Annotated in this window: 12 protein-coding genes and 1 riboswitch; of the genes, 1 reads left to right on the forward strand and 11 read right to left on the reverse strand. The window is 28.8% G+C overall.

From position 1 onward, the window contains the following. Window positions 1-19: 19 nt before the first annotated feature. The 5 genes from KGF46_RS15205 to purR form a co-directional block, all read right to left on the reverse strand. Entirely contained in the window at window positions 20-526 is a 507-nt protein-coding gene (locus KGF46_RS15205) for a type II secretion system protein (RefSeq protein ID WP_227829110.1), read from the reverse strand. A 156-nt stretch (window positions 527-682) separates the two neighbouring features. After that, a riboswitch (cyclic di-GMP riboswitch) is annotated at window positions 683-768 on the reverse strand. Window positions 769-1,618: 850 nt separating this feature from the next. After that, window positions 1,619-2,569: a ribose-phosphate diphosphokinase gene (locus KGF46_RS15210; protein WP_227829111.1), complete on the reverse strand. Its 951-nt coding sequence runs from the start codon at window positions 2,567-2,569 to the stop codon at window positions 1,619-1,621. A gap of 94 nt (window positions 2,570-2,663) precedes the next feature. Then, window positions 2,664-4,043 carry a bifunctional UDP-N-acetylglucosamine diphosphorylase/glucosamine-1-phosphate N-acetyltransferase GlmU gene (gene glmU / locus KGF46_RS15215; RefSeq protein ID WP_227829112.1) on the reverse strand — a complete coding sequence of 460 codons (1,380 nt, stop codon included), beginning with the start codon at window positions 4,041-4,043 and terminating at the stop codon, window positions 2,664-2,666. Window positions 4,044-4,254: 211 nt separating this feature from the next. Continuing rightward, window positions 4,255-4,533, reverse strand: coding sequence for a septation regulator SpoVG (gene spoVG / locus KGF46_RS15220; RefSeq protein WP_003421453.1), 279 nt, complete (start codon window positions 4,531-4,533; stop codon window positions 4,255-4,257). Between the two features lie 154 nt (window positions 4,534-4,687). Further along, window positions 4,688-5,566, reverse strand: a complete 879-nt coding sequence (gene purR / locus KGF46_RS15225) for a pur operon repressor (RefSeq protein WP_227829113.1) — start codon at window positions 5,564-5,566, stop codon at window positions 4,688-4,690. A gap of 218 nt (window positions 5,567-5,784) precedes the next feature. Between purR and murC the strand changes: the two genes are divergently transcribed. Beyond that, on the forward strand, window positions 5,785-7,137 hold the full coding sequence (gene murC, locus KGF46_RS15230) for a UDP-N-acetylmuramate--L-alanine ligase (RefSeq protein WP_227862148.1): 1,353 nt from the start codon (window positions 5,785-5,787) through the stop codon (window positions 7,135-7,137). 77 nt (window positions 7,138-7,214) lie between these two features. Here the strand turns inward: murC and KGF46_RS15235 are convergent, their stop codons facing one another. The 6 genes from KGF46_RS15235 to rnmV form a co-directional block, all read right to left on the reverse strand. After that, window positions 7,215-8,009 carry a hypothetical protein gene (locus KGF46_RS15235; protein WP_227829115.1) on the reverse strand — a complete coding sequence of 265 codons (795 nt, stop codon included), beginning with the start codon at window positions 8,007-8,009 and terminating at the stop codon, window positions 7,215-7,217. A 69-nt stretch (window positions 8,010-8,078) separates the two neighbouring features. Next, a complete protein-coding gene (locus KGF46_RS15240; RefSeq protein ID WP_227829116.1) occupies window positions 8,079-8,975 on the reverse strand; it encodes a cation diffusion facilitator family transporter in 897 nt (298 codons plus the stop codon). Window positions 8,976-9,160: 185 nt separating this feature from the next. Next, window positions 9,161-10,276, reverse strand: coding sequence for a M20/M25/M40 family metallo-hydrolase (locus KGF46_RS15245; RefSeq protein WP_227436340.1), 1,116 nt, complete (start codon window positions 10,274-10,276; stop codon window positions 9,161-9,163). A 149-nt stretch (window positions 10,277-10,425) separates the two neighbouring features. Next, a complete protein-coding gene (locus KGF46_RS15250; protein ID WP_227829117.1) occupies window positions 10,426-11,715 on the reverse strand; it encodes a hypothetical protein in 1,290 nt (429 codons plus the stop codon). A 65-nt stretch (window positions 11,716-11,780) separates the two neighbouring features. Further along, window positions 11,781-12,650, reverse strand: a complete 870-nt coding sequence (gene rsmA / locus KGF46_RS15255) for a 16S rRNA (adenine(1518)-N(6)/adenine(1519)-N(6))-dimethyltransferase RsmA (RefSeq protein WP_227829118.1) — start codon at window positions 12,648-12,650, stop codon at window positions 11,781-11,783. Between the two features lie 159 nt (window positions 12,651-12,809). Then, entirely contained in the window at window positions 12,810-13,340 is a 531-nt protein-coding gene (gene rnmV / locus KGF46_RS15260) for a ribonuclease M5 (protein ID WP_227829119.1), read from the reverse strand. Window positions 13,341-13,344 lie beyond the last annotated feature (4 nt).

Raw genomic sequence — 13,344 nt, forward strand, 5'->3', positions numbered from 1 at the left:
TATAAAAAAATAGATTTAATTATTTTGTTGAATCCATAACAGTATTATCTATAAGTACCATATATAGAACTTTATTATTTATTTTTGTATTACTTGTTAATTCGTCCCCAAAATTATCTCCTGTAACACCTGTATATATTTTCTTTTTGCCTATATCACTCAATAATTTTGCTGATTGTGCTTCTGTTAATGTAACTCCATCACCATCTTCACCTATCTGTAATACTAATCTATTACCAACTTTAATCAGTGAATATTTTCCACCTATATCAGCTTTATCAGGAAGAGATTCCATATAGCTCTCTAAAGTAGTTAAAGTTCCAGTAGGTATCTTATTTGTATCTGAATAATAAGATAATGCTGCACTCTTAACTGAACTATAATCAGACTCAACACTTGCTACCTTAGCCTTGTTTATATTACTAAATAAAGCTGGAACTGCTACCACTGCTAATATTCCTATAATTGCAATTACTACCAATAATTCCACTAAAGTGAAACCTTTTTTATTCTTTCTTAACTTCATTTTTATTCCCCCTCAATTTTTAAATTAATACTTACTTATAATATATCTGGTTAAAAATCTAAGTAAAATTATTTACACGTACTAACCAGATTTATTTCTAGCATATAACCATTTTTTTGAACAAAAAAAGCTATGAAAATAAAAGTATCATAAATACAATTTCATAGCCGGTTGCACCACTAACTCAATATGTTCCAAGGTGCCCACATTACAGAACATACATCAACGTTTCTATTTTATTAAATTTAGAATGATATATAACTCATAATAGAGATACATATCCACTTATATTATATAATAGTTACCACATTTTAGCAATACAGTTTATATTATTTATATATACCAAATTTTCACATGTTCAAACATAATTTCTTAAAGTAACTATACTATACAAAAAAAGAAACATCTCCCTACAATTATCATATATCGTAAGGAGATATTTATAAATTATCATTTAGTTTTATCATTGTCATTTCCATCCTTTGCTAATATTTATTTGAAAGCTAAAAGCTATTACAATATAGTATTTTATTAAAAACATCTATATATAAACATTCTATATTCTTGCAGTTATGATTCAGTCACAATCACTATATAAATGAAACTCTTCATTTACAGGTATGCTTATTGTGCAAAATTACTTTCTTTACAGTAACTTTATATAATCCAGAACCCTATCACAAACACTAAAGATATAGAATAGATACTATTTTCAATTCTTATAAATAAACTTTCAATAGATTTTTATATTTACTTTAGATTGTGACTAAATCACTTAATTATTAGGGGTTCATCTTCATTCCTTCCCATTGGAAACACCTCTTTCTTTAATTTATATTTACATAATACTACATAATTCAATTTTTTTCAATACTTTTTCTAAATATTTTTTATATTCATAAAATTCATAATTTTGTATTTTTTATTAAATTTAGTTTTTAATTACTTATCTACATGTTTTACAAGAAACATTTACTTTTACATACACACATACAGATCCAATAAATTATAATAATACATAAATTAGATATCAAAAAAGAGTTGCTTAAAAAACTTATATCTTTTTTAAGCAACTCTTATAAATCTAATTAATTAAAATAATTTACTTACTGATTCATTAGAGAATATCATTCTTATAGCATCTCCAAATAAAGGAGCTACTGTTTTTATTTTTATCTTATCTATTCTTTTTTCTTTAGGAAGTTGTATAGTATCAAGAACTATTAACTCACTTATTTCTGAATTAGAAATTCTTTCAATAGCTGGTCCTGATAATACACCATGAGTACAACAAGCATAAACATCTTTTGCCCCAAACTCTTTAAGTGCATTTGCAGCATTAACTATTGTTCCTGCTGTATCTATCATGTCATCTAATAGTATAACATTTTTACCTTTAACATCACCTATTAAGTTCATAACTTCACATACATTAGCTTTTGGTCTTCTCTTATCTATTATAGCTATTGGAACTTCTCCATTTAAAGTATTAGCAAATTTTCTTGATCTAGTAACACTTCCTAAGTCTGGAGATACTACTACTAAATCTTCTATTTTCTTTTCATTGAAGTAATTTGCTAATATTGTTCCACCTAGTAAGTGGTCTAATGGTATATCAAAGTATCCTTGTATTTGAGCAGCATGTAAATCCATTGTTAATACTCTATCTGCTCCAGCAGCAGTTATTAAGTTTGCAACTAATTTAGCAGTGATTGGATCTCTTGCCTTAGCCTTTCTGTCTTGTCTTGCATATCCATAGTAAGGAATAACTGCTGTTATTCTTCCTGCTGATGCTCTCTTTAATGCATCAATTAAGATTAATAACTCCATTAAGTTATCATTTACTGGACTATTAGTAGATTGTACTACAAACACATCACAACCTCTTACTGTCTCATTCATGTTTACACATATTTCACCATCACTAAACGTACCTACTTCACAGTCTAGCACTGATACACCTATATAGTCAGCTATTTTTTGTGCTAACTCTTTCGATGAATTACCTGCAATAATTTTAATCTCGCTTCCGCTAGTATTCATTTATGTAACCCTCCTGAAAATTTTAAAATCCTAATGAATATAATTTATAATAATTTCGAGCTAATTTTATTAGCCAAAATAATAAACTAAATAACTATTTACTTTGGTTATCTTTTTGATTCTTCTTTTCTACCCATCCTTCTTTAACAACTTGTCTTTGTCTTGCTATTGCTAAAGCTCCATCTGGGACATCATGTGTTATTGTTGAACCTGTAGCTATATATCCTTTTTCCTCTACAACTACTGGTGCAACTAAATTAGAATTTGAACCTATAAACGCATCGTCTTTTACTATTGACTTAAATTTATTTTTACCATCATAGTTTACAAATACTACTCCACATCCAATATTTACATTTTTACCAACATGTGCATCTCCTATATAAGAAAGATGAGATGCTTTTGAACCATCTTCTATAACAGCATTTTTTACCTCTACAAAATCACCTATTTTTACATTGTTTCCTAAGTTAGTTTTTGGTCTTAGATATGCATATGGTCCAACAGTAGTATTATCTCCAACTTTACTATCAAGTATAGTTGAATTTTTTATTTCTGTTCCAGTTCCTATTTCTGAGTTTGTTATAGATGAGTTCATTCCAATTATACAATCTGAACCTATCTTTGTTTTACCTTGTAACATAACACCTGGATATATTATAGTATCATTACCTATCTCAACATCAGATTCTATATAGGTAGAGTTAGTGTCTATTATAGTCACTCCATTTACCATATGAGATTCATTTATTCTTTTTCTCATAATTTCTTCTGCCTTTGATAATTCCACTCTTGAGTTAACACCCATAAGTTCTTCAATAGTTGAACCTGCAAATGCACCAACTTTTAAGCCTTTGTCTCTCATTATTTTAGCAGTATCAGTTAAATAATATTCACCTTGTGCATTGTTATTATTTAACAAATCTAATGCTTCTCTAAGACTCTTTCCATTAAAACAGTATATCCCAGAATTTATTTCACTTATCATTTTTTCTTCTGAATTTGCATCTTTTTGCTCCACTATTTTAAGAAGGTCCCCCTTCTTATCTCTTATTATTCTACCATAACCTGTTGGATTTCCAACTTTTGTTGTAAGAACTGTGGCATGATATTTATTTTCTATATGGAAATCAAATAATTTCTTTAATGTTTCTTCCTTTATAAGTGGAGTGTCTCCACAAAGTACAACTATTACATCTTCATCATTTATATATTCTTTAGCCATTTTTACAGCATGTCCTGTTCCAAGCTGTTCTGTTTGCATAGCTATCATAGTTTCTTCTGCAAGTTTTTCTTTTACTACATCCGCTTCATGCCCCAAAATTACAACAGTATCCTTTACGCCTGATTTTTTTGAAACATCTATAATATGGTTGACCATTTCTTTTCCGCATACTTTATGTATAACTTTTGGGTATTTAGACTTCATTCTTGTTCCTTTGCCAGCGGCAAGGATTATAGCTTTAAAGTTCATTGATACACTCCATTCAATCTAATTTAATTTTATTCGTATTATTATCTCAATCAATATACATTATAATACATTTATTTAACAATTTGTATACAACATATACATTATCACTAATAATATAGCACTTTTTTACTAAAAAGTACATATTTTAATGCAAATTCTACATTTAAAAAGAGCCTAAATGTTCGGGCTCTCTCCATTTTTATATTTATTGTTATTCAGCAGCTACTTCCCATTGAACTAATGCTTCATGATACGCTTGTAAAACTGCATCTTCTAAAACTTGTCTCATTTCTGCATTTATTGGATGAGCTATGTCTCTGAAATTTCCTTCGCCTACTTTTCTGCTAGGCATTGCTATAAATAACCCATTGTGGCCTTCTATAACTTTTATATCATGTACTACAAACAAATTATCAAAAGTTATTGACACTATACATTTCATTTTACCTTCTTCTGTTAATTTTCTTACTCTTACGTCAGTTATCTTCATACCAATATATCCCCCTTTGATTTTGACAGAAATTAATTTATATTAAAATTATTATTGTTGGAATAAATTAATATAAACTGTTTTTTAAGTAATTCTATGGACAACTAGGGATATCCTCTTTTTATTTTTACATATTTTTCTAAATATTTTTTTATTAATCTTCATCTATCTCAAATTCAAATTCTGAATCATTTTCCCCATCTAAGTCTTCATTTCTATATTCATATTTAAAAGTTTTTAAGTTTGGTTCAACTACTATTTTATCTCCAGTAACATCTAACTGAATTAGTGATATATAATCTTTTACCATTTTTTCTGAAGGATTTGTTGTAGATATGAATACTCCAGTACCTATAACCTCTGCTCCAAATTCATTCATAAGGTCTACCATTCCTTTTATAGTACCTCCACCCCTCATGAAATCATCTATAATTATAACTTTACTATCTGGTTTAAGAGCCTTTCTTGGTAAACTCATACTCTCAACCTTCGAATTATTTCCACTTACATATGTCATACTAAGGGTAGGACCTTCTGATACTTTTATATCTTTTCTTATTATAACTAGAGGTAAATTCATAGCCTTTGCAGTCATAAGTGCCATAGGTATACCTTTTGTTTCCATTGTTACAACATAATCTGCGTCTACATATTCAATGTTTGAAGCAAATATTTTTCCTATCTTAGCAGCTATTGTAGGGTCATAAATTAAATCAATTAAGTATAAAAAACCGCCAGATAGTATTCTAGATGTGTCACATATTTTCTCGCACAATTCCATTAAAAACTCTGCATTTTCTGCTATAGAAGTTTTAGGTATATATTTTACTCCTCCTGCTGCTCCTGAGATAGTTATAACTTTACCTAAGTGTAGTTTTTCAAATACATTTTTTACAACTAATAAATCTTCACTTATTGTTGATTTTGCTGCATTAAATTGATTTGTAAAATAACTTAATGTATATATTTTATTTGGGTTATCAGATAGTATTTTAACTATTGCCCCAATTCTCTCTGTTCTTTTAAATTTCATTACTATTTCCTCCTGCCAGTACCTTTATATAACGTTAAACTAACTAATGCATAACAATTCGTATTGTGGTATAATATTACTTATGTTTTATTATATTCAAAAATAAAATACATATAATATTATATGCATATTAATTATAAAATATTGAACATTATATTATTATACCACAAAAATAGTTCATATTGTAGGACTTAATTAAAAAGAAAGGTGGTTTTATTATGAATATACACTTTATAGGAATTGGCGGTATCAGCATGAGTGCATTAGCCGAAATATGTATCAATAAGGGTTATCAGGTTTCAGGTTCGGATTCAAACGAATCATACCTATTAGACAAACTTAGGGATCAAGGGGCAACTATCTATATCGGTCAAAAAAAAGAAAATATATCAGATGATGTAAATATGGTTGTTTATACTGCAGCAGTTCACCCAGACAATGAAGAACTTATAGCTGCTCGAGAAAAAAATAAATTAATAATGAACAGAGCTACTTTTTTAGGTCAGATTATGAGGGAGTATAAAAACTCTATAGCAGTTTCTGGGACACATGGAAAAACTTCTACAACATCTATGCTGTCTACAATTTTTGAATATGCAGACTTAGACCCTACTATATTGGTTGGTGGTAACTTAAGTATGATAGGCGGTAATGTTAAGATAGGTAATTCTAACCACTTTATAACTGAAGCATGTGAATATGTAGATAGTTTCCTTAATTTTAATCCTAAGATATCTATAGTTTTAAATGTTGAGGAAGACCATCTTGATTATTTCTCTGGTATAGATGAAATCAAAGCTTCGTTTAACAAATTTGGTAAACTTTTACCTCCAGATGGATATTTCATAATAAATGGTGATGATGAAAATGTTGATGACATATTGTACGATGTTAAAGCTACTATTATAAAATATGGTAGAGATTCTGACAATGATGCTGTTATAAAAGATATACATTTTGACAATGGTGGTCACGGAATCTTTAAAATAGAGTACCAAGGAAAAGATTTAGGAGAATTTGAACTTTCTGTATATGGCCTTCATAACATATACAATGCTTCTTCTGCTATAATGGCAGCTCTTGTTTCTGGTATTGATTTAGAGACTATAAGAAAAAATATAAAAATATATAAAGGCGTAGGAAGAAGATTTGAATCTAAGGGATATTACAAAAATGCCTTAGTAATAGATGATTATGCACATCATCCAACTGAGCTAAAGGCTACTTTAGCTGCTGCTAAAAAGTTAAAAAAATCAACTTTATGGTGCGTCTTCCAACCGCATACTTACACTAGAACAAAATCTCTTTTAGGTGAATTTTCAGAAGCTTTCTATGCAGCTGATAAAGTTATAATAACAGATATATATGCTGCAAGAGAAGATGACCCAGGAGATATACACTCTAAAGACTTAGTTGAAAAATTATATCAAAACAATGTAGATGCTATCTACATAAAAGAATTTGAAGATATAGTAAAATATTTACGTGAAAATGTTAATGATAATGATTTAGTAATAACTGCTGGTGCTGGTCCAATATATAAGGTTGCAGACTTACTAGTTGAAAAATAGTATGTAACTAAAAATAACATATAAAAATTAATTTAGGCTATCAAATGATATAATCACTTGATAGCCTTCTTAATATTTTATTTCTTTCCAATCTCAAATATTTCATTTTTAAGATAATCAAATAAACTTGTATGAACCTCGTAGTAAGAGACAGTTTTCTTAGAAGTAACTTTTACATAATCCTTGCCCATTGTATCCACTTTCACCGCAAAATTTTCACCTTTTATATTTATACTGAAATTATAATCACTTCTTTCCTTACTTTTTTCTGGCTGAACCTTTCCTACAACTCTTTTTGAAATCATCTTATGTGCTAAATCATCAAACTTCCATTTATGAATCTTCTTAGTTTCTTTTCCATAAGTTATAGTGACCTCTTTCCAGTCTTTATAGTGACTCAAAAGGTCAAATGAAGTATATATGCTCTCATCTAAAAGCTTCTTAAAAGAATTCTTGGAATCAATTGGAACTTTATAATATTCCTCTTTATTTACAGTATAGACTCTAAAAAAATTAAGGTCTGTAGAAAATTTAATTCCATCATCAGAATACCCTTCATAAATTGCTTCATAAGAAGTAGTATTTCTCACTTTCTTAAATTCTGAGAAAAAGAACTTTATCTCGTTCCACATATCTTCTTCGATTTTTATGTTTTCTACATTTTTATCTGATACATAAATTTTCTTCTTCTCTTTTATTTGAGTCATTAAAGACCTATTATCTTCTGTCTCTGTTTCTACTTTCTTTGGAACCTCACTCTTATCCTTTTCCATGTTTAGACCTATTTTAAAAGATATAAAGTATATTATAAAGAAAACAACTACTCCTATTAATATTGCAGCTTTTTTCTTTAGTTTTCTTTTCTTACTCATTTAACCACCCCTAGAGTTTATAGTCATAAAACAATTATATAACTTTTTACACTTTTTTTTAAGCCATAATTATTTTATACACTTATTTCCTTGGCAATTAGTACATGGTTCAACATGAACTGTTATCCCTTTTACAAATTCCATATGTTTTATTATATGTTTTTCCAACTTAGTAGCAATATCATGCCCCTGTTTTACTGTTAGATTTTCATCAACACATATAGTCAAGTCCACATATGCCATAGCTCCATGTTTTCTAGTCTTTATATCTCCTAGATTTTTAACGCCCTCTGTATCTGCTACAATAAACTTTAATTCTTGTCTTTCTTCTTCTTCAACTGAAACATCCATCAATTCATTTACAGAACTTATAAGTATATCAATTCCTACCTTAGCTACAAATACTGCTACTACAACTGATGCAATTGGGTCTAATGGTTTAAATCCTAAAATAGAACCTCCTATACCTATAAATGCAGCCACTGAAGATAGAGCATCTGACCTATGATGCCAAGCATCTGCTTTTAAAGCGGGTGAATTTATCTTTTTAGCAACTTTTATTGTTATTCTATATTGATACTCTTTTATCAAAATTGAAATGACTGACACTATTAATGGAAGTATTGATGGAACACTCAATGCATCTAAGTTAAATAAGGATTTAATAGCCCCTATACCTATTGTGATAGAAACAAATATAAGTAATATTGATAATACGAATGATACCAATGTCTCTGCCTTTTCGTGACCATAATTATGTTCCTTATCTCCTGGTCTAGAAGATACATAATTACCTATCAGCACACCTACAGAACTTATAATATCTGAAGCGGAATGTAATCCATCTGCAATCATAGCACTAGAATTACCAATAATACCAGCTATCACCTTAATTATTGTTAAGACTATATTCCAAATTATTGATTGTATTGTTATTTTATTTGCTTCCTCGTACCTTGTTTCCATTGTTATTCCTCCTCATAAACCAAATCTAAATATTATTAAAAACATATATTTAAACATAAATTAAAGTTATTATTATATTCAAATGTATATCTTTTACTTTCAATAGAGATTATCAATCTTCTATAAAATGAAAAATCACCTAGCTTGAGCTAGGCGATATATATATTATACACTATTATTTAAATTTATGCTTCTTTTATTATCTCTATTACCATTTTGGCAGAATCATATAAATCCTTTATAGCTATATGTTCATCTAATGTATGAGCATTTTTCATACCTATTCCTAGAGTTATAGCTTCAATACCATTTTTACTTAATATATTAGTATCGCTACCTCCTCCTGTAGATTCAGTATGACCTTCTATTCCTAAATTTGAAAATGCTTTTTTTGCAAGTTGTATTATTTCTGAATCTTCATTAACATCTATTGGAGTATATGCTCTATTTACATCTATTTCAATTTTAGCTCCAAAATCCTTAGCGGCTTTTTCAAAAGTTTCTACCATATGTTTAGTTTGAACATCTAATTTATCTTCTTTTAGGCTTCTAGCTTCTGCAACTATGTTAACTTCTCCTGTTACTATATTTGTAGCTGTTCCACCATTTATAATTCCTATGTTAGCAGTTGTTTCTTCATCTATTCTAAGTAAATTCATATTATCTATTGCTCTAGCAGCTACCATTATAGCACTTATACCAGCTTCAGGCTCAAGACCTGCATGAGCTGTCTTTCCTAATATCTTAACATTTATTACATCTTGTGCAGGAGCTTTTACTATTATCTCTCCAGGAGAACCACCACTATCTAATACAAAGGCATATTTAGAATCTATTTTTGCATAGTCTAAATTTTTAGCTCCAACTAATCCACATTCTTCACATATAGAGAATACAACTTGAATATCAGTATGTTCTATATTGTTTTCTTTTACCTGTCTTAATCCCTCTAATATAGCTGCTATACCTGCTTTATCATCAGAGCCTAATATTGTAGTACCATCACTTTTTATTATTCCATTTACTTCATCCACTATAGGTTTTACCCCTATTCCTGGAGTTACTGTATCCATATGTGAACTAAATAATATTTTCTTTCCTTCTTTATTTCCTTTTAAAGTAGCTATTATATTGCCTGTTTCTCCATTTGCTTTTTCACCAGCATTATCTACTACAACTGAACAACCTATTTCTTCTAACTTTTCAACTAATACTTTAGCTACATTCCCCTCTTTTAAAGATAAACTGTCTATCTGTATTAATTCAAGGAACTCATTTAAAATTCTTTGCTCGTTTATCATAATCTTCCTCCATAATATAATAGGTATTTCAACATATATTGTAGTGTAATATTTAAATATTATCAATAGTTTTTAAACTTTTATATCATTTTCATTAATTTTCTTTACTAAAATGAAAGTTAAAGTTAAATTCTTTCATTCTTATTGTTTTATCTAACTATATTTCTCTGTCTAGAATCTATAAAGCATAACCAGTAGCCTAAACTATTGGTTCTATGGTCACAAACTTGATATTTTAAAAATCCTGTGCTTCCATTATCTGGTTGTTCATTTCTATTCCCTGGAATAGCATAAATATAATGCTTTCTCTTATTATATTCATCATATTGTACTCCAAATAAGTAATGTCTATATTTATATGAATGTAAAACTGCATCACTATACATTGTATAATTCAATACATTTAAATATCCTAAATAAGGCATTGAATATCCACACAATGTTGTAGGATTTACCTCTATTTTCCACCATCTTGTATTGTCTATATAATCTGCTACAAAAGGCTTAACTTCTCTGAATAGTTTTAGCCCTTTTTTTATTTGTCTAGGCATAAGTAATGTTCCAGCTTGCTTATTTCCACTATCTACTTGACTTATCCCATTAGCTCTTTTTACTTTTTCAATATTATTTTGTTCTTTTTGAGCTTTCTTTGACTTAGTAGTTTTTGGAGAAGCAACTATCTTTTCTTCATGTCTTATTTCAAAGTCTTCTTCATCCTCATCATATTCCTCATCATCTTCTATATCGTCATAGCATTCATTTTCTTTAGCCTTGTTATAATTTTCTATTTCTTTATAGTTATTAAATTCTTCAATTTCACCATCACTAGAATCTTCTATATCTGCTCTTGCCTTTAATTCTACCTCTTCACTTTCATCATCTTCCCAATAATCGTCATATTCATCTTCATCTTCATCATATTCTTCTATGATATATTCTTCGTCACTATCACTATTTTCTTCATTGTCATCATCATCTTCTCTATATTCTTCACTTGCATCATCTATATCGTCTTCTAAATACTCTTCTTCACTTTCAGCTAATTCTTCATCTTCTACATCTTGGAATAATATGTCCTCATAATTTTCAATCTTATTTCCCTTAAAGCCAACTAAAGGAATATTTCTTTCATACAATAAGGCAATTCCTTTTATCTCTTCATCATAATCCTCTAAATCTAAAACAAATTCACCTCTTCCTTGTTCATTTAAAATTATATTTCCTAAGTCTATTAATCCATGGTCACCTTTTATTGCTACTGCTTTATACCCATCTTTAACATATTTTAGATTTTCTACATATAATGCAATGATTGATTTTTCATCATTTACTTCGACTTTTGCAAAAGCTTTTGGCAGTACTCGTTCTTTGTATCTAAAGTTTATGTCTTTAGCTTCTAGTATTATATAGTCTCTTTTAAACTTTCTTTTAGAACCCACTGCAATCCCCCCTTAACACAGTTTCTCTAAACAATATATGTTAATAAAATAAAAAAAAGTACCTCCTATTTAGAAGATACTTTTGTATTTACTATATTTGAAAGAACTGCAAACTCTTCTATACTAAGAGTTTCACCGCGTCTTTTTTCATCTATATTAGCTTCTTTTAATATTTCTCTTATTTCGTCCTTATTAAGAAAACCAAGGCCTCCCAATGAATTAAGTAGAGTCTTCCTTCTTTGTCCAAAAGATGCTTTTATTGTCTTGAAAAATATTTCTTCATTATGAACATCATATTTCTTTTCAGCTCTAACATGTAAACCTATAACTGTTGAATCTACATTAGGCTGTGGTATAAACATATGTCTTGGAGCCTTTGCTACAATTTCTGTTTCACAATAGTACTGAACAGCTATAGACAATGCTCCATAATCCTTCGTACTTGGAACAGCATTCATTCTATCTGCAACTTCTTTTTGAACCATAACCACTATATCTGTTACAGGTATATCCTCTTCTAAAAACTTCATAACTATTGGTGTAGTTATATAATATGGAAGATTTGCTACAAGCTTAACTGGTCCACCATTTAATTTATCTTTTATTAGCTCTTGTATATCTACTTTTAATATGTCTTGATTTATAACTTCTATGTTCTCTAAATCTGATAAGGTATCTTTCAATATAGGAATTAAGTTTTTATCAATTTCTATAGCTACTACTTTTTCTGCTACCTTACCCATTTCACGAGTTAGTGTACCTATACCAGGTCCTACTTCTATTATATTATCTCCGTCTGCCACTCTAGCTCCATCCAATATTTTATCTATTATATTACTATCTATTAAAAAATTCTGACCTAAAGACTTTGAAAATTTAAAATTATGTTTTTGTACTACTTCTTTTGTTGCGCTATGTGAAGATAGTCTATCCATCGTTTACTCCTTTTTAACTTATTTTAAGATTTTATCCTATTAATTATACTTATTTACATGTATTCAAAGCAAAATAGTTATTAAAGACAATTTATTTTAAATTACTCTGTAATTTTATATTTATTTTTTATATTTTTTTCATATCATACATGCTTACATTTAAATTTGTTTTAATGCACTTACAAATTCTTCTCTTTCAACACCATAATTATTTAATCTATTTAAAAATTGCTTTGCATTTCCATAGCCAATTCCAAGTATTTTACCAAGTGCATCTCTCCTAGATGATGCATCTTCATTTCCTATAAGACCATTTCTAATCAAATCAACTTGTTTAAATTCATCTCTTTTTTCTGTACTTTCAGTTCTAACTTTATTTAAAGCTGCTATTATACTTTTTGGAGTAGCATTTTCTATTCCTATATCTCCATCCTTTTTAGCTTCTTCTCTTGGTAAAAACGCATGTTTACATCCTGGGACTTCTGATGCTATTTTTTTTCTTATTTTTTCACCTGCAAAATCTGGGTCTGTAAATATTATAACTCCACGTCTTTCATTAGCTGATTTTATACGCTCCATTACTCCTTTTGGAAATCCAAATCCACCTGTGGTTATAAGTTCTGCATCTATCGCTCTCTTAACTGCTGTAACATCGTCTCTTCCCTCTACTACTATTATCTCTTTTATCATATAA

Source organism: Clostridioides sp. ZZV14-6153 (assembly GCF_020657855.1).
Lineage (GTDB): Bacteria > Bacillota > Clostridia > Peptostreptococcales > Peptostreptococcaceae > Clostridioides.

Excerpts from the sequence above, each read along its gene's own strand:
- rsmA (WP_227829118.1), bottom strand. The coding sequence starts at position 12,650 with ATGGATAGACTATCTTCACATAGCGCAACAAAAGAAGTAGTACAAAAA.
- KGF46_RS15245 (WP_227436340.1), bottom strand. The coding sequence starts at position 10,276 with ATGATAAACGAGCAAAGAATTTTAAATGAGTTCCTTGAATTAATACAG.
- murC (WP_227862148.1), top strand. The coding sequence starts at position 5,785 with ATGAATATACACTTTATAGGAATTGGCGGTATCAGCATGAGTGCATTA.
- rnmV (WP_227829119.1), bottom strand. The coding sequence starts at position 13,340 with ATGATAAAAGAGATAATAGTAGTAGAGGGAAGAGACGATGTTACAGCA.
- KGF46_RS15205 (WP_227829110.1), bottom strand. The coding sequence starts at position 526 with ATGAAGTTAAGAAAGAATAAAAAAGGTTTCACTTTAGTGGAATTATTG.
- KGF46_RS15210 (WP_227829111.1), bottom strand. The coding sequence starts at position 2,569 with ATGAATACTAGCGGAAGCGAGATTAAAATTATTGCAGGTAATTCATCG.
- purR (WP_227829113.1), bottom strand. The coding sequence starts at position 5,566 with ATGAAATTTAAAAGAACAGAGAGAATTGGGGCAATAGTTAAAATACTA.
- spoVG (WP_003421453.1), bottom strand. The coding sequence starts at position 4,533 with ATGAAGATAACTGACGTAAGAGTAAGAAAATTAACAGAAGAAGGTAAA.
- KGF46_RS15240 (WP_227829116.1), bottom strand. The coding sequence starts at position 8,975 with ATGGAAACAAGGTACGAGGAAGCAAATAAAATAACAATACAATCAATA.
- KGF46_RS15235 (WP_227829115.1), bottom strand. The coding sequence starts at position 8,009 with ATGAGTAAGAAAAGAAAACTAAAGAAAAAAGCTGCAATATTAATAGGA.
- glmU (WP_227829112.1), bottom strand. The coding sequence starts at position 4,043 with ATGAACTTTAAAGCTATAATCCTTGCCGCTGGCAAAGGAACAAGAATG.